Source organism: Vibrio sp. TRT 21S02 (genome assembly GCF_050113675.1).
In the GTDB taxonomy this organism is placed as follows: Bacteria; Pseudomonadota; Gammaproteobacteria; order Enterobacterales; family Vibrionaceae; genus Vibrio.
This window is the reverse complement of sequence record NZ_JBNJOI010000008.1, coordinates 58,180-77,240: the sequence shown is the minus strand read 5'-3', so window position 1 is coordinate 77,240 and position 19,061 is coordinate 58,180. Positions and strand designations below refer to the sequence as shown.

Below are 19,061 nucleotides of genomic sequence, written 5' to 3'. Positions count from 1 at the left end.
GAGTTGTATGGGTAAATCACTAGTCACTGGCATTGACATTGGTCACCACAGTATAAAAGCAGTGGTGTTAAAGCCAGTTAAAGGCACATTCACACTTGCTGGTTACAAAGAGTTGCCAATTGAAGCAGACATTTTCTCTGATAACCACATGTTAAATTATCAGAAAATTGTAAAGAAACTCAAAGCGCTAAGGAAGGGTTTACCATTATTTAGCAGCAGAGTCGCGCTTTCGGTACCCGACAACACCGTAATAAGCAAAGTATTACAAATAGATAGTGAGCTCGATGATAGAGAAAGAGAGTTCGCTATTTTTCAGAATTTTTCTCATCAATCCCCATTTCCAATTGAAGAACTGCATTTGGATTACATCGAACTACCGAAAAAATCGGTTAGCCAGACCACGGTAAGCTATCAAGTTTATGCCACAAAGAAAGATCTGGTGGAAAGTCGAGTTAATGCGGCTGAAAAAGCGGGATTTCAGCCTTTTTTAATGGAGATGCAAGCACACAGCCTTACTCACGTGTGGCAAAAAGTGTCGCAGCAAGAAAATAAGTCAGACTGGTTATTAGTTGATATTGGATTAAGTCAGACTTTGATGTGCATCGATTTTGCAGATAAAGCCCCTTTTCATAAAGAGCTGGCATTAGGTACACAAGTGATTGATGCAAAAGGGGAGTATGAGCATCTCATGCACAGCAGTACCGAACGCTTCATTTTTGGCTTGATTGAAAAACTACAACGCAACATTCAGATCCTTGGCTCTGTCCACGGCACGCCCATTAAAGGCATTTGGCTGACAGGGGGAGGGGCAGCAACCCCGATGTTAGTTGAAGAGATTCAGCGCCGATTAGAAGTGGAATGCGAAGTATTGAATCCCCTGCACCTATTTAAAGGCAAACGCAGTAAACATACGGCAGAAATGGAAAATGGTTTTGCCTTCAGTACCGCTGTTGGTCTGGCATTAAGAGGCATTGACTGGATGGAGCAATCTCATGCTGCATAGTGTTAACTTACTTCCTTGGCGTGAAGAGTTACGTGAGCGCCATAAAAAGCGTTTCTTATCGTTACTTATCCTCGGGATCCTCGTGGGGATAGGTATTCAATGGGGAATTGGCTTGTATATCAGCAACGAGACAGAAAAGCAGCAATCTCGTTTGTCTTATCTCAATAGTTATATTGCTGAACTTGACCGCCGCATTGCTGCACTTAAACAAGTTGAGCAAGATCATGCGGCATTGCTTACTCGGCTAGCGGTGGTCGAGAAGCTACAAAAACAACGCAATAAAACCACGGACTTTATGAACTTGATGCCAGGCTTGATCCCGGAAGGTGTCTATGTCGATAAGATCAAAATGGGTGGTAATGAAATCGAGATTGCTGGGATCAGTGATACCACTTCACGCTTAGCTACGATGCTCGATAACCTTGAGAAATCGAGTAAGTTGAATGAGGTCGAAATGCACTCGATTGTGCATGGTAAGGTTCGTTTCGGTAAGAAATTTCAAACCTTCAAAGTCTCATTTAATTTCCTGACTGATGAGCTGCCGCAAACTCCAGAGAATGGAGGTAAACGTAATGGCTAGTTATCAAGATCTTGATATTGAAGAAATCGCGGAATGGCCTTTAGTGCCACAGGTTATCGTCATTACGGTGTTGGTTATTATCCTGCAAGGGTTTGGTTATTGGTTCTATCTCAAGCCTCAAGCGGAGCAGCTCGAATCATTAATTCAAAAAGAACAAACATTAAAGACGACGCTTACCATCAAAGCCAATAAAGTCGCCACACTACCGAAGTTACAGGCGCAATTGGATGAACTCTCAGAGCGATATGATTTTCTTTCACGTCAGCTTCCTGTTCAGAAAGAATTAGCCAGCATGTTGGCATCTGTAAATGAACTTGGACTGAAAAACTCGCTTACGTTTACACGAATTGATTGGGGTGAAAAGCAGAATCAGGAATTCCTGTATCGCTTGCCGTTGAACATCGAGTTGACAGGGGATTATCACAATATTGGTGATTTTTCTCAGGCGATTGCTGAGCTACCACGGATCATCCATTTTGACGATGTGTATTGGCAGCGAGTGAGTCAGGAGAGCAGCACGCTTCACTTCCGTGTCCGTGCTTACACCTATCAGTTTAAGCCGGAGGTAAAAGATGAAGGTTAAGCTGTCATTGGTTCTTCCTTGTGTACTGATGTTGTTGTCTGGATGTAAAGCCAATCAAGATTCTCTTAGTGACTTTGTCAGTCAAACTGAGCAGAAAGCACGCAAAGATGTGTCGGCATTAACGCCGTTGAAAGAGTTTAAAGTCGCCGAGTATTCACAACACGCTATGCGTGAACCGTTTGTTTTGCCGCAAGCGGCATTGGTACTCAACCAACCGAATGTAAAGAAAGACTGTTGGCAGCCTGCACCACGACGCAAGACAGGACAGCTAGAGCGTTTTCCTCTAAGCAAATTGCGTTTAAAAGGTGTGATGAGTAGCAATGGTCGAGTCTCGGCCTTAGTGCAGACGCCAAGAGGTAACGTTGTAAAAGTGAATGCAGGTCATTATGTCGGTTTGAATAACGGCAAAATCACACGCGTCACCAATCAATATTTACAGATTAATGAAACTTTACCCGATGGGTTAGGGTGTTGGAATAAACGCAACGTCAAGTTAGCGCTTAAATAGATGTCATTGATGAGATGAAAAAATGGTAAAAGGATTAAAAGATCGGCTAGTTTACCGCAGTCGCATGATGTGGTTAGTTGGAGCAATGCTGATGTCAGCGGTTAGTGTTGCAGCGGAAGATAACCCTTCCAATACCCTGAAAAATATTGATTTCAGAGTAGATGGAAAGCAAAACTCAAAAATCATTATTGAGTTAGAAAGTCCTCGTTTAGCGGTTGACTTACAAAAAGCGCAGGAAGGGTTGAGTATTGAGTTACTGAACACGCATGTTCCGGACGATAAACTCTATCTACTTGATGTAAAGGATTTTGCGACGCATGTTGAGTCCATCGAAGTATTTCGCAAAGAACCAAGTGCTTTATTGGTGGCCAGTATTAAAGGTGACTACACCTACAATTACACACTGAATGGTAAGTTCTTAGAAGTTGTCGTTTCTAAAGTTGAAGCCGATGCGGTACCTAAACAAAAGAGCATTTTGGAAAAAGAAGGGAAAAAAATCTCGATTAACTTCCAAGATATTCCGGTACGAAATGTCTTACAGCTCATTGCAGACTATAACGACTTTAACCTTGTGGTTTCAGACTCGGTAACAGGCAACTTGACGTTACGTTTGGATGGTGTGCCATGGCAACAAGTGTTGGATATTATTCTGCAGGTCAAAGGGTTAGATAAGCGTGTTGATGGTAATGTGGTGCTGGTTGCGCCTAAAGCTGAACTTGATTTACGTGAGAAACAGAAACTAGAGCAAGCGCGTATGGAAGAAGAGTTGGGCGATCTCACCTCTGAAATCATCAAAGTGAAATTCGCGAGTGCTTCTGAAATTGCTGAAATGATTGGCGGGGAAGGCACAGTCAACATGTTGTCTGAACGAGGTTCAATCAGCATCGATGAGCGCACTAATTCATTGTTAATCCGAGATTTAAAAGAAAATATTGATGTGATCCGTGAAATTGTGGATTCACTCGATATTCCGGTTAAACAGGTGCAGATTGAGGCTCGTATTGTTAGCGTCAATGAAGGTGACTTAGATGAACTTGGCGTTCGCTGGGGCGTGATGTCTACCAATGGGAGCAATTCGGTAGCGGGCTCCATTGAAGGTAATCTGTGGCAAGCTGGACTTTATGGTGGCGATGGTGAGTCAGGTGATGGTGCGCTACCCATTGATGATTTCCTTAACGTGAACCTAGCGGCGACGGCGGCCAATGCGTCTTCTATCGCCTTCCAAGTGGCTAAGCTTGGTTCCGATACCTTATTGGATCTGGAACTCTCGGCGTTGCAACGTGAGTCGAAAGCGGAAGTGATTTCCAGTCCGCGGCTGATCACAACTAATAAAAAGCCCGCTTACATTGAACAAGGTACCGAAATCCCTTACTTAGAATCCTCTTCGAGTGGAGCAACCAGTGTAAGCTTCAAGAAAGCAGTACTAAGTTTGAAAGTAACGCCACAAATAACGCCAGATAATCGTTTAGTCCTTGATTTGAGTGTCACTCAGGATAGGCCTGGTGATGTGGTGAAAACCGGTACCGGAGAAGCGGTTGCCATCAATACTCAGCGGATTGGGACGCAAGTCTTGGTCAACAATGGTGAAACGGTTGTGCTTGGTGGTATCTTCCAGCACAGCATTACGGATACGGTCGATAAAGTGCCGCTATTGGGCGATCTGCCGCTATTAGGTGCATTATTCCGTCGTAGTTACCAGCAAATGGGTAAAAGTGAACTCTTGATTTTTGTCACACCGAAGGTGGTTGTGCAGTAATATCGGCAATGAGTTAAAAATAAATTTGCATTAGTGGCACCATATCTAGATAATTTCGGGTCTTATCACGAATTATCTGTGAGGAATAGGTGCCACAAGCATTTTCTGAGCTGGTAGAAAACCAGCACGTCTTGTGGCGATGTCATTGAATTAACGTTGTAAATTACTGCTAAACATGGCTGAGAAACGCAATATTTTCCTTGTTGGCCCTATGGGAGCCGGCAAAAGCACAATCGGTAGACACCTGGCTCAACAGCTTCATATGGAGTTTGTTGATTCCGATACCGTTATTGAAGAGCGCACTGGCGCAGATATCGCTTGGGTATTTGATGTCGAAGGTGAAGAAGGTTTCCGCGTCCGTGAGGAAAAGGTGATCAACGACCTGACTGAAGAGCAAGGTATCGTACTTGCGACAGGTGGCGGCTCAATTAAGAGTAAAGATAACCGTAATCGACTTTCTGCTCGCGGTATTGTTGTTTATCTAGAAACGACCATCGAAAAACAGTTGGCACGTACTAACCGCGATAAAAAACGTCCTCTGCTTCAGACTGATAACCCACGTGATGTATTGGAATCACTAGCGGAAGAACGTAATCCTCTGTATCAAGAAATTGCAGACTACACCGTACGAACTGACGATCAAAGTGCAAAAGTGGTAGCCAACGAGATCGTAAAAATGCTAGAAGAACGTTAAGGCGTTTTTAATTTCTAGTATTTGGAGTCTCCCATGGAACGGATAACGGTCAGTTTAGGTGAACGTAGCTATCCAATCTCAATTGGTGCCGGATTGTTTAACGATCCGGCCCTCCTTTCTTCTCTATCTGCAAAACAAAAAGTTCTGGTTATCTCTAATGTCACCGTTGCCCCATTGTATGGCGATAAGATCTTAGATCTGCTCGCTCAGATTGGTTGTGAAAGTGACTTATTAGCGTTGCCAGACGGTGAGCAATATAAATCGCTCGATACCTTCAATACGATCATGAGTTACCTTCTGGAGAAAAACTACAGTCGGGATGTTGTGATCATTGCGCTAGGTGGCGGTGTTATTGGTGATTTGGTCGGTTTTGCGGCAGCTTGCTATCAACGTGGTGTTGATTTTATTCAGATACCAACCACCTTGTTGTCTCAAGTAGATTCATCGGTTGGTGGTAAAACGGCGGTAAACCATAAGCTAGGCAAGAACATGATAGGGGCATTCTATCAGCCTAAATCTGTGATTATTGATACAGATTGCTTAGCTTCGCTCCCTGAGCGAGAGTTTGCAGCTGGCATGGCTGAAGTGATCAAATATGGCATCATTTATGATGCGCCATTCTATGATTGGCTTGAGGCTAATTTGGATAAGCTGTATGCCCTAGATGAGGCGGCACTGACGTATGCCATTGCTCGCTGCTGTGAAATCAAGGCTGAAGTCGTTGCGCAAGACGAGAAAGAAGCTGGTATTCGTGCGTTGCTGAATTTAGGCCATACTTTTGGTCATGCGATAGAAGCAGAACTTGGCTATGGCAATTGGCTCCATGGCGAAGCGGTTTCTGCGGGTACGGTTATGGCTGCAAAGACGGCTCAGCTGCAAGGGCTGATTTCTGAGCAGCAGGTTGAGCAAATTATTTCTATACTCAAAAGAGCTAAATTGCCAGTCCACACACCAGAGAGTATGTCATTCGATGACTTTATGCGTCATATGATGCGTGACAAAAAAGTGTTGGCGGGTGAGCTGAGACTGGTGCTTCCTACCAGTATTGGCAGTGCAGAAGTTGTGAAAGGTGTGCCTGACTCAGTGATTGAACAGGCGATTGATTTCTGTCGTAATATTCCCAAGTGATCCCATTTTTAATCATTTCGCATTACACCTTGAGATTACTTGGGTATAACTAGTTATCCAATCTTTGTTGACAGTTAACTGTCTGTAGGACGGCGTAATGAGTTTAACGCATGCATCTCATGTGTTGGATCTGGAATCTCAAACAGAGCTGCTTGAACGCTTGCAGCTCTTGACTGATTTCGGTTCAAATTTGATCACCGTAGGTGGTACAAATGGAGCTGGAAAGTCGTGGTTGGCGCAACGTTACCTTGAAGTATGGGCGGAAGATAAAAACCAATCGTTGTTGATGTGTCACCCTAACCAAGATGATGATCAGCGCCGCTCAACCATCCTTACCCAACTCGTCTCTGATCCTCTGTTTAATCCTGCCGATAGTTTACTGGACAGTTTTAGCCGTCTGTTTGATGGCGTGTCGTGTGATATTGCCATTGTGGTGGATGATGGCCACTTATTGAGTGAAACATTTATTTCTGAGCTATGGATGTTGGTGCTTGAAGCACAAACCAACCCTGCTTGGAGTATTAACGTTGTGTTATTTGCTCAGGCCAGCAGCTTAGGGCCTTTACTCACTCGCTTAGGTTATGGTCAAGAGCATAAACCCATTGATTTGGAAATTGATGCGTTATCAAAAGAAGAAGCTGACCGTTTTTTCGAGCAATTGGTCATGCGCTACATTGAAGATGACATGGAAAAGCGTATTCGACATGCTTATCGTAAAGTAAACCGATTACCAGGAGAGATCATGGCACTGAGTGAACATAAGCCAGAAAAACGTATCATCATTCGTTCTATTGTCGGCTCTCCAATGAATATTCTGCTAGTTATTCTAGTGCTGCTACTACTCATCGGGGGAGGGTACTGGTGGCTGATGAACCAACCTACGCCAGATGAGAAAGCAGAACAAATCAATCAAACTGTTGAGCAGACAGTGATTCCTACATTGGCAGAAACAGAAAGCCAGAATGCTTCAAACCCTCAATCAGCTGAATCTAGCGATGTTACTGACCCGCTATTAGCTGATGCAGAAGATGACTCAGCGGCACTACCACCTGATGTTACCTCTGAAACGGCGAGTGTGGGCTCTGACAGCGATGATAATCAACGTGTTGTGATCACTTCTGAAGTGGTGGATGCGTTGTTGGAAGACAAGCCAGAAAGTGTTGATACGAGTGCTATTGATGACGTCGTTGAACAATCAAAAGTACCGGAAACAGAAGCGGTGACGACTGTTCAAGAAGCTGCGGAGCAAAATACTTCTGTTGATGAGCAGCCCGCAGAAGCAACGCCTCCCTCTGCCAACACCGCCATTGAATTTTCATTTGCCCGTGAAGAATTGAAAGCATTTTCAGCACGCAGCTACACATTGCAGCTGGCAGCGGTGAATACCTTAGCCGAGGTGCAAACCTTTATTAACCACTATGAGTTAAAAGATAAAGTGTATGTGTACCCGACCATTCGAAATGGGGTGGAGTGGTTTATCGTTACCTATCAAAATTACCCAACGATTCAGCTTGCTAGGGATGCGGTAGAAACACTACCAAAATCACTACAACAACTGGATCCGTGGGCGAAATCAATGAATCAGGTTCATCGAGAGATTGATCGTGCGAAATAACGCTGAGCTTCGTTGCAAAATATGTTACATTCCGCTCCCTTAACTTGTGGTTGATAGATAGAGCAGTTGATGAAGAAGCAGCGTGCCTTCCTGAAATGGGCAGGTGGAAAATACGGACTTGTTGAAGATATCCAGCGTTACTTACCTGAGGGACGTAAGCTGGTGGAACCGTTCGTTGGCGCTGGTTCGGTATTCCTTAATACGGATTACGACCACTACCTGTTGGCAGACATCAATCCAGACTTGATTAACCTGTACAACTTGCTCAAAGAACGTCCGGAAGCATACATTGCTGAAGCAAAGCGTTGGTTCTGCCCAGAAAACAACCGCAAAGAAGCCTACTTAGATATTCGCGCCCAGTTTAACGCGACACCTGATGATGTAATGTATCGTTCGGTGGCTTTCCTCTACATGAACCGCTTTGGCTTTAATGGTCTATGCCGTTACAACAAGAAAGGCGGCTTTAATGTGCCGTTTGGTTCTTACAAAAAACCATACTTTCCAGAAGCTGAACTGGAGTTTTTTGCAGAGAAAGCTAAAAAAGCCACTTTTGTCTGCGAAGGCTATCCTGAAACGTTCAAGCGCGCGCGCAAAGGGAGTGTGGTTTATTGTGATCCGCCGTATGCCCCGCTTTCCACGACAGCAAACTTCACCTCATACGCGGGAAATGGCTTTACACTGGATGATCAAGCGGCTCTCGCCGATGTTGCTGAAAAAGCGGCGAATGAGCGTGGTATTCCCGTACTGATTTCTAACCATGATACAACGCTAACGCGACGCTTATACCATGGGGCAGAGCTGAATGTGGTGAAGGTGAAGCGTACCATCAGCCGCAATGGGGCTGGACGCAATAAAGTCGATGAATTGCTCGCGCTATTCAAACCGATAGAATAACATTTCTTATACAAATTCTATGATCTGACCTAAGGCTTATGTAGAATTGCGCGCAGAGTTTCTTCAGTGTGCAATGATGCCCAACTAAACCTAGAGGTCAGGTATGAAAGATTTCCTTATCGCTCCATCGATTCTGTCTGCAGATATGGCTCGCTTAGGCGAAGACGTAGAAAAAGTACTCGCAGCAGGTGCTGATGTGGTTCATTTCGACGTAATGGACAACCACTACGTACCCAACCTAACCTTTGGTGCGCCAATCTGTCAGGCGCTACGTGACTACGGTATTACGGCACCCATTGATGTTCATCTAATGGTGAAACCTGTTGATCGCATTGTTCCTGATTTTGCAAAAGCGGGCGCATCGATGATCACATTCCATATTGAAGCTTCTGAGCACGTTGACCGTACACTACAACTGATCAAAGAGCATGGCTGTAAAGCGGGTGTGGTTCTCAACCCAGCAACGCCACTCTCTCATCTAGAGTACATCATGGATAAAGTTGACCTGATCCTACTGATGTCAGTGAATCCAGGCTTTGGTGGTCAGTCGTTTATTCCTAAGACGCTGGATAAGCTGCGTGCGGTACGCAAGATGATTGATGAATCTGGCCGTGATATCCGCTTAGAGATCGATGGTGGAGTTAAGGTTGATAACATTAAAGAGATCGCGGAAGCGGGTGCAGATATGTTTGTCGCCGGTTCAGCTATCTTTAATCAGCCAGACTACAAAGAAGTGATTGACCAAATGCGCGCTGAGCTAGCAAAGGTTAAGTAATTCGATGAGCACAATTAAACTAATCGCATTTGATTTAGACGGCACGCTCTTAGACAGCGTACCTGATTTGGCGGTTGCGGCAGACCAAGCGGTACAAGCTTTAGGTTATCCTGCCGTCACAGAAGAGCAAGTGCGTGATTACGTTGGTAACGGCGCTGATATCTTAATTGGCCGCGCTTTGAGTCGTAGCCTGACGGTCTCACCCGATCTTGACCCTGAGTTACATGCCAAAGCACGAGAGCTTTTTGATGACTACTACGAAAAGAGTGGCCATAAGCTCAGCCATCTTTACCCTGCGGTAAAAGAGACCTTGGCTGAACTCAATAGAGCTGGCTTTACTATGGCGCTTGTGACCAACAAGCCATCGAAGTTTGTCCCGGAAGTTTTAGCCAAGCACGGCATTGATAAGTATTTTGTTGATGTGATTGGCGGCGATACCTTCCCTGAGAAGAAGCCAGACCCGATGGCTTTGAATTGGCTGCTAGAAAAACACGGTTGCCAGCCACAAGAGATGCTGATGGTTGGTGATTCAAGTAACGACATCAAAGCAGCGAAAAACGCAGGCTGTCACTCGTTTGGTTTGACTTACGGCTACAACCACGGTGAACCGATCTCCGCTGCTTCACCGGATTTTGTCGCAGATAATATTGGACAATTGCTCGATGTGGTGCTCGTTTCTGCGTAAAGCAGTGAAAACTTCATCACTACATCTAGCAAAATAGTTGCTAATAAGTACACTGAGTAAACCGCACAATTAGGCGTGCGGTTTTTTTCATTTTTAGATTAAGAAGTCAAAGGAATCATTCTCATGAGCAAACCCATTGTATTGAGTGGTGTTCAACCGTCAGGTGAATTAAGTATCGGTAACTACCTGGGTGCTCTACGTCAATGGCAACAGATGCAAGACGACTATGATTGCCAATACTGTGTGGTAGACCTTCACGCAATTACGGTTCGTCAAGATCCGAAAGCGTTACATGAAGCGACGCTAGACGCACTGGCAATTTGTCTCGCAGTTGGTGTTGATCCAAAGAAGAGCACGCTATTTGTTCAGTCACATGTACCAGAACATGCTCAACTTGGTTGGCTTCTTAACTGTTACACCCAGATGGGTGAGTTGAGTCGTATGACTCAGTTTAAAGACAAATCAGCACGTTACTCAAATGACAGCTCAAGCCAGTTTGGTGATGTAAACGTGGGTCTGTTTGACTACCCAGTACTAATGGCCGCAGACATCCTGCTTTACGGTGCACACCAAGTGCCAGTGGGTAGCGACCAGAAGCAACACCTCGAGCTAGCACGTGATATTGCAAATCGCTTTAACAACATCTACTCGCCAGAGCAGCCAATCTTCCAAGTGCCTGAGCCATACATTCCAACGGTAAACGCGCGCGTAATGAGCCTTCAAGACGCAACGAAGAAGATGTCGAAGTCAGATGATAACCGCAAGAACGTGATCACCTTGCTTGAAGAGCCGAAGTCGATCATTAAGAAGATCAACAAGGCGCAGACTGACACAGAAACACCACCGCGTATCGCTCACGATTGGGATAGCAAAGCAGGCATTTCAAACCTAATGGGCCTTTACTCTGCAGCGACAGGTATGAGCTTTGAAGAAATTGAAGCGAAATACCAAGGCGTTGAAATGTACGGCCCATTCAAGAAAGATGTGGGTGAAGCTTTGGTGGCGATGCTTGAGCCAATTCAAGCGGAATACCGCCGTATCCGTGAAGATCGCACATTCATGAATGAAGTGATGAAGCAAGGTGCTGAAAAAGCGTCGGCTCGTGCAGCGGAAACATTGAAGAAGGCGTACGAAGCCGTCGGTTTTGTTGCTCGCCCATAATTTCCTCTCTTAATAAAAAGCCCCGCACAGGAAACTGTGCGGGGCTTTTTTGTCTTAAATTTTAGAAAATTCCCATACAAATCAATTTGTAATATCGAATGCCTAGCGGTTTGTTACTTTGAGTGTTGAAACCTTGCGCTGGCTTCAAGTATTTACTCTATTAATGAGACTTTGTTCTCGATATGAAGTGTGAATGGTTTGAGTTTGCAGTGAAAAGTCCAACACTGTACGCGCAAAATTCAAAGGTAAATTCTATTAACGTGATGATGAGTGCCTTTTCTGATGGATGAGCGACATATCAGAAAGGGCGATAAGAGGTGGGAAATGGATACCAAACTTACTCGCAATGTTCTTGCGCTAGCAATCGGCGCAACCTTAGCTGCACCTGCGATGGCTGATGTAGTGATCTCTCAATATGTCGAAGGCGGTAGCTACAATAAGGCAATCGAGATTGCGAACACAGGTGATAAAGCCGTGTCTTTAGATGGCTACGACCTAGTGAAGTCTGCAAATGGAGGCAATTGGGGGGCACCACTGTCACTCGATGGCAAAGTGCTGCAAGCTAAAGAAGTCCTTGTAGTTGCCAATAATCGTGCAAGCGATGAAATCAAAGCATTGAGCGACATTGTTGAAAACTCGATCACCAGTTTTAATGGCAACGATCCTATCGCTCTACGTAAAGATGGTGAGGCTGTTGATGTTATTGGTCACATGAGCAGTGACTACTGGGGTAAGGACACCACGTTAGTACGTGCTGACTTAACACCATCTGCAGCTTATCAACCGAGCCAGTGGAGTGCGCTGGAAAAAGATAACATTGAGGGGCTGGGTTCATTAGATGCGGGTGAGCTACCACAGCCATTTGCGTGTACCGACAATGGCAGTGAACCTAATTTCACCTCAATTCAAGCGATCCAAGGTGAAGGCGACACTTCACCATTTATTGATGGTTACCCTTACATCACTGATGAAGAGTTCTTTGTACGTGGGGTCGTGAGTGCAGTGACTACGGGACTCACTAAAGGTTTCTTCTTACAAGCACTTGAAAATGACTACAACCCAAATACTTCGGAAGGCTTATTTGTTCATACCAACCAATCCAGCTCTGAATTGAAGCCGGGCGATGTGGTGTGTGTGAAGGGTAAAGTGCAAGAATTTTACAGCCATACGCAGCTGAAAGCTGACAACAACAATTGGGTGAAGCAATCAGAACAAGCAGCACCAGAAGCATCTGAGATTGAAATTTTAGCCACAGATGACAACTTCGATCGCACACTTGAGCGTTATGAAGGCATGCTGGTGAAAACCACAGAAGCGCTGGATATGCGTGTTACCCGTACCTTCGGTTACGACTACCCAGCACGTCGCAACAATATGGTGTTGGCTCAAGGTCGTATCAACATGCAGCCAAACCAAATGTTTGCTGCTGGATCGGAACAAGCGCAGCAGCTGACGCAAGAAAATGCGCAGCGTCGTTTGTACGTTGAGTCTGATCAAAAAGCATCGAATGGTCAGATCCCTTACTACCCTGAGTTTGGTCGTACTGATGTTGACCAAGATGGCTCAACGGAAGATTACATCCGCATTGATGACACGGTTGTTGGCCTTGAAGGTGTGTTGCACTACAGCTACGGTGATTACCGTCTGACAGTGACGAATCAGCTGACAGCAGATAACTTTGTCCACAACGATCCTCGCACTGCAGCGCCAGAGTTAAAAGAAGGCGATTTACGTATCGCTACATTCAATGTGCTGAACTATTTCAATTCACCATACGGCGGTGATGCGAACCTGCATTGTGGTAATCAAAGCCTAGAGAAATGTAACCGTGGCGCTGATAACGCAGAAGAGTTTGCGGTTCAACAAGCGAAAATTGTGGATGCTATCGTGCGTTTGGATGCGGACATTGTTGGCTTAATGGAGATCGAAAACAACGGTTTTGGTGATGATTCAGCGATTAATCAGCTAGTGACCGCACTGAATGATCGAATTGACGAAATGTACGCTCACAAAGTCGCGCATAAGAAACATTATACTTTTGTTGCTATCGACTCGAATGATGATGGCCGCACGGATGAAATGGACTCTATCGGGACTGACGTGATCACCACGGGAGTTATTTACCGTAAGAAAGTCGCGAAACTGAAGCAATCCCGTGTTATTCCAATGCCAAGTCAGCAAGCGCCAGAAGTGGTTGACGACAATGGTAAGGTGATTGAGAGCGGTAAGAACTACCAGCGTGATTCACTGGCACCAACCTTCAAGATAAAACACGCGAAAGATCCACTGACCGTTGCCATTAACCACTTTAAGTCGAAAGGCTCGAAATGTTGGGAAGATGCCGCTCCTGTTGAACAAGGTGGCCAAGGCATGCAAGATGCGGATAAACAAGGTTCTTGTGAAAATTTCCGTGTTGCAGCCGCTGTTGCATTGGGTGATGCTCTGGAGCAAATCAAAGGTCATAAAGTGATTTTGGGTGACATGAACTCGTACGGCATGGAAGACCCAATGCTGGTTCTGACGGATTACTCCCAAGAGAAATACGGCAAAACGATCAAGGCAGCACGTAATACCTTCATCAATGGTGTGGAACAATATGGTGATGAAGGTGCAGTGATCAACCACAACTATGGTTACATCAACGCAGTGGCAATGAAACACCCAACGAGCTGGAGCTACTCATTCAATGACGAAGTGGGGGCACTAGACCACTTACTTGTAAGTAAGAGCTTAAAAGGCAAAGTTGTGGATGCGACTGACTGGCATATTAATGGTGGTGAGTCGACCTTGTTTGACTACAACGATGAGTTCAAAGGTGACATGCCGAAATACAACGACCATTTCCGATCTTCTGATCATGACCCAGCGGTATTAGAGCTGAAGATGGGTGGTTCATTTGGCTTTGCTGCACTGATGTCATTGTTTGGCATTGCGGCTTGGCGACGTCGTAAGTAACAGCGAAAATCATTTTATTTAAAAGCCAGCATCTGCTGGCTTTTTTATGTTTCACCGCTATTCGTGCAGGGGTTAGGAAGGGAGAGGGCGCTTTTCTTGGAGGTAAACCCGCTTGGTTGATATCAACTTAAGATGAAAGGACAACCTTGAGTGTGGTTTAGCACTAGGTTGATATTTTTATGTCGAGGCGGATGAGTTTTTAGGTTTTTGTCTATTGCATTGAAATTAAAGGGGTTATTGTCTTTTGTTTATCATGTTTATATCAAGAAGGTGATGATTAGCTAATCATTTTATTGATAACGGTAAGTTTATTTTTTTTCTGACTTTTCGGCGTAGTCTGCCTCTCGAAATGTAGCGAGGGGTTAACGCTGATGAGGCACAACATCTTCGCTAACAGATTGAGCTTGAGCGGATTCGCTCGCTTAGAATTGATTTGGAGATGTTATGTCATCTAATACAAAAAAAATCGGTGTGATTGCCTGTACAGGTGTGGTCGCCGGTAACATGATGGGCAGTGGTATTGCCTTATTACCTTCGAGCTTGGCAACCGTCGGCTCTATTTCTCTATACAGTTGGCTGATCTGTATTATCGGCGCTCTAAGCTTGGCGTTTGTGTTCGCTCGTCTGGCAACCAAAAACCCACAAGAAGGTGGCCCTATTGCTTATGCAGGTGAAGTGTCTCCGGTGTTTGGTTTCCAAACGGGCGTGCTGTACTACCACGCGAACTGGATTGGTAACCTTGCGATTGCCATTACTGGTGTTTCTTACCTATCGGTGTTTTTCCCAATCCTGAACAACCCAATTCCAGCAGGTATCGCGACGATTGCATCGGTTTGGATTTTCACTTTTGTGAACCTATTAGGTGGTAGCTGGGTCAGCCGTTTATGTACGCTTGGTCTCGTTCTTATCTTGGTTCCAGTACTGGGTACCGCATTTGTTGGTTGGACTCACTTCAGTCCTGAAATCTACTCACAAAACTGGAATGTGTCTGCGGGTAGTGACAGCCATGCAGTGATCACCGCCGTCCTAATTTGCCTATGGTCATTCGTGGGTGTGGAATCGGCAGCGGTTTCTTCGGGTATGGTTGAGAATCCTAAACGCACAGTACCACTGGCAACAATGTTAGGTACCGGTTTAGCGGGCATTATCTATGTTATTTCTACTCAGATGATCAGCGGTATGTTCCCTGCATCTGAAGTGGCGGCATCCGGTGCGCCATTTGCTTTGGCTACCACTGAAATCTTCGGCAGTTGGACTGCACCATTTGTTGCTGCATTCACTGCGCTAGCGTGTTTCACATCACTGGGCTCTTGGATGATGTTAGTGGGTGAAGCAGGTAAACGTGCAGCAAGTGATGGCAACTTCCCTAAAGTCTACGGTGAAACTGATAAAAATGGTGTGCCTAAGAAGGGCTTGGTTCTGGCTTCAATCAAAATGACAGCGTTAATGTGTGTGATGATGATGTTCAGCTCTAAAACTGCCCACGCAGCCGATCTGTTTAACCAGCTAACTACTGATGCAGTTCTACTTACTATGCTGCCTTACTTCTACTCAAGTATTAACTTGATCCGTTTTGAAGGGATGACCACTCGTAACGGCTTTGTCATGTTGTTCTCTGGTATCGCTTGCCTATTCTGCATGATTGCTCTTGCTGGTGCGGAAGGCACCACACTGACAGCGACCTTCATCATGTCACTGGTTATTTTGATGTTCTACAGCAAAAAAGCTGGCTTAGCCCAGTACATGGAACGTCAACAGAGTGAAACAACGGCTTAAGCCAATCACTTACTCAATTCTCGCTGGCGTATAGCGCGCCAGCCCCTGATTTACCTCTCGGCGCTCGTCTTACTCATTACCTGACTCAGGTGAAGAGCGCCTTTTTTCGCCTTGGAGATGTCCAAATGAATATTTTCGCTATCTTGAACCACATGGGTGTGTTCTTTAAAGAAGAGCCAGTTCGTCAGTTACATGCAGCACTTGAGAAAGCTGGTTATGACGTGGTTTACCCGGTTGATGATAAAGATCTGATCAAGATGATTGAGATGAATCCACGCATTTGTGGTGTGCTATTTGACTGGGATAAATACTCGCTAGAGCTGTGTGAGCGTATCAGCACCATTAATGAAAAATTGCCGGTGCATGCTTTTGCGAACGAGCAATCCACGCTGGACATTTCACTGACGGATCTACGCTTAAATGTGAACTTCTTTGAGTACGCACTTGGTATGGCCGATGATATTGCTATCAAGATCAACCAAGCGACAGAGGCTTACAAAGATGCCATCATGCCTCCATTTACTAAAGCGTTGTTCAAATATGTTGAAGAAGGCAAATACACCTTCTGTACACCAGGGCATATGGGAGGCACCGCTTTTCAGAAGAGCCCAGCGGGTAGCATCTTCTATGATTTCTACGGCCCGAACACCTTCAAAGCGGATGTGTCTATTTCAATGCCTGAATTAGGTTCGTTGCTTGATCACTCTGGCCCGCACAAGCAAGCGGAAGAGTACATTGCGCACACGTTTAATGCAGATAGCTCTTACATTGTGACTAACGGTACTTCGACCTCAAATAAAATTGTCGGCATGTTCTCTGCACCCGCAGGTAGCACTGTGCTAATTGACCGTAACTGTCATAAATCACTGACTCACCTGATGATGATGAGCGATGTGACACCAATTTACTTCCGTCCAACACGTAACGCCTACGGCATTTTAGGTGGTATTCCACAAAGTGAATTTAGTCGTGAAGTGATTGCCGACAAAGTCGCAACAACACCGGGTGCAACGGCGCCAAGCTACGCTGTGGTGACGAACTCGACTTACGATGGTTTGCTCTACAATACGCAATACATCAAAGAGTCACTCGATTGTAAGCATATTCATTTTGATAGTGCTTGGGTGCCTTACACTAACTTCAACAAAATCTATGAAGGCAAGTGTGGTATGAGTGGTGACGCGATGCCGGGTAAAGTGTTTTATGAAACCCAGTCAACCCACAAACTGTTGGCCGCGTTCTCACAAGCTTCAATGATCCACATTAAAGGTGATTTTGATAAAGAGTCATTCAATGAAGCCTTTATGATGCATACCTCGACTTCTCCTCAGTACGGTATTGTGGCATCAACAGAAACGGCAGCAGCAATGATGCGTGGTAATACTGGTCGTAAGTTGATGCAAGATTCCATTGACCGTGCAATTCGTTTCCGTAAAGAGATCAAACGCCTGCAAGGTGAAAGTGACGGTTGGTTCTTTGATGTTTGGCAGCCAGAGAACATCGATACCACTGAATGTTGGAAACTGGAGCCAAATGATAACTGGCATGGTTTCAAGAACATGGATGATGATCACATGTACCTTGACCCAATCAAAATCACCTTGCTAACGCCGGGGATGAGTAAAGATGGTGAGCTGGAAACATCAGGTATTCCTGCATCACTGGTAGCGAAGTACCTTGATGAGCGCGGTATTGTGGTAGAGAAAACGGGCCCTTACAACCTGTTGTTCTTATTCTCAATTGGTATTGATAAATCAAAAGCAATGCAGTTGTTACGTGGTTTGACAGAGTTTAAACGTGGTTACGACTTGAACTTAACGATTCGCAACATGCTGCCTTCACTGTACCAAGAAGATCCACACTTCTATGAAGGTATGCGCATTCAAGAGTTGGCTCAGGGAATTCATGATCTGACGAAGAAATACCAACTGCCAGAACTGATGTACAAAGCGTTTGATGTGCTTCCTGAAATGAAAGTGACGCCTCACGCAGCGTGGCAGCAAGAGTTGCGTGGTAATACGGAAGAGATCCAGCTTAATGACATGGTTGGCCGCGTTAGCGCGAATATGATCTTGCCATATCCTCCAGGCGTGCCTTTGGTTCTACCTGGTGAGATGGTTACCGACAGCTCGCGCCCAGTACTCGATTTCTTGCAAATGTTGTGTGATATCGGCGCGCACTACCCAGGTTTTGAAACCGATATTCATGGTCTCTACCGCCAGAAGGATGGCAGCTACACCGTAAAAGTACTGAAAGACTAAATCTCCCCTAGATAGCTTCATCGGGAGTGCTGGTTATGCTCCACATGCTGGTACGAAGCTATCGCCCTACATGACAGGACTACCCCAATAATCTGTCGTAAAGAGAAGGAGAGGGAACTCCGACTCTTTTATCTATATCTGAATCATGAATTGAATCTCAGGATTTTTATTTAAACCTGTCGGAATTTTCTGGTTGCTTTTTCCTACATAATTAAACTTTCTAATAATAAATATATATTCTCACGTTATTGTTTCTTGTTGGTATTATTTGTTTTGATATTTTTGTAATTCTACCAATATTAAAATTGTGATAATGCTTCCTTAAGATAAATTATGTTTGGATACTTTAAAATATAATCTTGAAACTACAATTATATAAACAATATCTCATTCCATAACTAATGAAATGGTTTGGGTGTTTTTCTTTTTATTCACTCGTTAGATACTTTAATGTTCATATCCTTTTGATTTTTAAAGTTATTTATTTTTGACTCAAAACTAACTCATCTCTCTTTCTCATTTCTGCCTCTCCAGTCTTATGTTTGAGTTGCATATGCAATTAATCTCCTCGTTAATTTCAAAAGTGATAATTTAAAAATAGCAATATTTAAAGTTATCAATTTATCTATAAATCGATTTCTTTCTTACAAAAGTTTTATCAGTGCAATGTATTTGTTTCACTAATAT

At 44.6% G+C, this 19,061-nt stretch carries 15 protein-coding genes; all 15 read left to right on the top strand.

Going from position 1 to position 19,061, the window contains the following annotated elements:
• Positions 1-7 precede the first annotated feature (7 nt).
• The gene (gene pilM / locus ACQEXU_RS12385; RefSeq protein ID WP_427011038.1) at positions 8-1,003 is read left to right on the top strand and encodes a type IV pilus assembly protein PilM; all 996 of its coding nucleotides are present in this window, start codon (positions 8-10) and stop codon (positions 1,001-1,003) included.
• A complete protein-coding gene (locus tag ACQEXU_RS12380; RefSeq protein ID WP_427011037.1) occupies positions 993-1,583 on the top strand; it encodes a PilN domain-containing protein in 591 nt (196 codons plus the stop codon). The genes pilM and ACQEXU_RS12380 overlap by 11 nt, the downstream gene beginning before the upstream one ends.
• Positions 1,576-2,166 (top strand): type 4a pilus biogenesis protein PilO, encoded by a 591-nt coding sequence (locus ACQEXU_RS12375; RefSeq protein WP_367987938.1) that lies wholly within the window; start codon positions 1,576-1,578, stop codon positions 2,164-2,166. The genes ACQEXU_RS12380 and ACQEXU_RS12375 overlap by 8 nt, the downstream gene beginning before the upstream one ends.
• The gene (locus ACQEXU_RS12370) at positions 2,156-2,674 is read left to right on the top strand and encodes a pilus assembly protein PilP (protein WP_367987939.1); all 519 of its coding nucleotides are present in this window, start codon (positions 2,156-2,158) and stop codon (positions 2,672-2,674) included. The genes ACQEXU_RS12375 and ACQEXU_RS12370 overlap by 11 nt, the downstream gene beginning before the upstream one ends.
• Before the next feature lie 85 nt (positions 2,675-2,759).
• Entirely contained in the window at positions 2,760-4,430 is a 1,671-nt protein-coding gene (locus tag ACQEXU_RS12365) for a type IV pilus secretin PilQ (RefSeq protein WP_427011117.1), read from the top strand.
• Positions 4,431-4,605: 175 nt separating this feature from the next.
• A complete protein-coding gene (gene aroK / locus ACQEXU_RS12360) occupies positions 4,606-5,124 on the top strand; it encodes a shikimate kinase AroK (protein WP_367987941.1) in 519 nt (172 codons plus the stop codon).
• A 33-nt stretch (positions 5,125-5,157) separates the two neighbouring features.
• Positions 5,158-6,252 (top strand): 3-dehydroquinate synthase, encoded by a 1,095-nt coding sequence (aroB, locus tag ACQEXU_RS12355; protein WP_427011036.1) that lies wholly within the window; start codon positions 5,158-5,160, stop codon positions 6,250-6,252.
• Between the two features lie 97 nt (positions 6,253-6,349).
• Complete coding sequence (locus ACQEXU_RS12350; protein ID WP_427011035.1) at positions 6,350-7,867, top strand: SPOR domain-containing protein; 1,518 nt, start codon at positions 6,350-6,352, stop codon at positions 7,865-7,867.
• A 69-nt stretch (positions 7,868-7,936) separates the two neighbouring features.
• Complete coding sequence (locus tag ACQEXU_RS12345) at positions 7,937-8,761, top strand: Dam family site-specific DNA-(adenine-N6)-methyltransferase (RefSeq protein ID WP_427011034.1); 825 nt, start codon at positions 7,937-7,939, stop codon at positions 8,759-8,761.
• 103 nt (positions 8,762-8,864) lie between these two features.
• On the top strand, positions 8,865-9,536 hold the full coding sequence (rpe, locus tag ACQEXU_RS12340) for a ribulose-phosphate 3-epimerase (RefSeq protein WP_367987945.1): 672 nt from the start codon (positions 8,865-8,867) through the stop codon (positions 9,534-9,536).
• A 4-nt stretch (positions 9,537-9,540) separates the two neighbouring features.
• Positions 9,541-10,221 (top strand): phosphoglycolate phosphatase, encoded by a 681-nt coding sequence (locus ACQEXU_RS12335; RefSeq protein WP_427011033.1) that lies wholly within the window; start codon positions 9,541-9,543, stop codon positions 10,219-10,221.
• 123 nt (positions 10,222-10,344) lie between these two features.
• Positions 10,345-11,382, top strand: a complete 1,038-nt coding sequence (trpS, locus tag ACQEXU_RS12330) for a tryptophan--tRNA ligase (protein ID WP_427011032.1) — start codon at positions 10,345-10,347, stop codon at positions 11,380-11,382.
• A 324-nt stretch (positions 11,383-11,706) separates the two neighbouring features.
• Complete coding sequence (locus ACQEXU_RS12325; protein WP_427011031.1) at positions 11,707-14,337, top strand: ExeM/NucH family extracellular endonuclease; 2,631 nt, start codon at positions 11,707-11,709, stop codon at positions 14,335-14,337.
• 444 nt (positions 14,338-14,781) lie between these two features.
• A complete protein-coding gene (gene cadB / locus ACQEXU_RS12320; RefSeq protein WP_367987949.1) occupies positions 14,782-16,113 on the top strand; it encodes a cadaverine/lysine antiporter in 1,332 nt (443 codons plus the stop codon).
• A gap of 125 nt (positions 16,114-16,238) precedes the next feature.
• The gene (locus tag ACQEXU_RS12315; protein WP_427011030.1) at positions 16,239-18,374 is read left to right on the top strand and encodes a lysine decarboxylase CadA; all 2,136 of its coding nucleotides are present in this window, start codon (positions 16,239-16,241) and stop codon (positions 18,372-18,374) included.
• The last annotated feature ends 687 nt before the right edge of the window (positions 18,375-19,061 follow it).

Coding starts and splice junctions, on each gene's coding strand:
- aroB (WP_427011036.1), top strand. CDS start 5,158: ATGGAACGGATAACGGTCAGTTTAGGTGAACGTAGCTATCCAATCTCA.
- ACQEXU_RS12325 (WP_427011031.1), top strand. CDS start 11,707: ATGGATACCAAACTTACTCGCAATGTTCTTGCGCTAGCAATCGGCGCA.
- ACQEXU_RS12365 (WP_427011117.1), top strand. CDS start 2,760: ATGCTGATGTCAGCGGTTAGTGTTGCAGCGGAAGATAACCCTTCCAAT.
- ACQEXU_RS12345 (WP_427011034.1), top strand. CDS start 7,937: ATGAAGAAGCAGCGTGCCTTCCTGAAATGGGCAGGTGGAAAATACGGA.
- cadB (WP_367987949.1), top strand. CDS start 14,782: ATGTCATCTAATACAAAAAAAATCGGTGTGATTGCCTGTACAGGTGTG.
- ACQEXU_RS12350 (WP_427011035.1), top strand. CDS start 6,350: ATGAGTTTAACGCATGCATCTCATGTGTTGGATCTGGAATCTCAAACA.
- pilM (WP_427011038.1), top strand. CDS start 8: ATGGGTAAATCACTAGTCACTGGCATTGACATTGGTCACCACAGTATA.
- ACQEXU_RS12335 (WP_427011033.1), top strand. CDS start 9,541: ATGAGCACAATTAAACTAATCGCATTTGATTTAGACGGCACGCTCTTA.
- ACQEXU_RS12370 (WP_367987939.1), top strand. CDS start 2,156: ATGAAGGTTAAGCTGTCATTGGTTCTTCCTTGTGTACTGATGTTGTTG.
- ACQEXU_RS12375 (WP_367987938.1), top strand. CDS start 1,576: ATGGCTAGTTATCAAGATCTTGATATTGAAGAAATCGCGGAATGGCCT.
- rpe (WP_367987945.1), top strand. CDS start 8,865: ATGAAAGATTTCCTTATCGCTCCATCGATTCTGTCTGCAGATATGGCT.
- aroK (WP_367987941.1), top strand. CDS start 4,606: ATGGCTGAGAAACGCAATATTTTCCTTGTTGGCCCTATGGGAGCCGGC.
- trpS (WP_427011032.1), top strand. CDS start 10,345: ATGAGCAAACCCATTGTATTGAGTGGTGTTCAACCGTCAGGTGAATTA.
- ACQEXU_RS12315 (WP_427011030.1), top strand. CDS start 16,239: ATGAATATTTTCGCTATCTTGAACCACATGGGTGTGTTCTTTAAAGAA.
- ACQEXU_RS12380 (WP_427011037.1), top strand. CDS start 993: ATGCTGCATAGTGTTAACTTACTTCCTTGGCGTGAAGAGTTACGTGAG.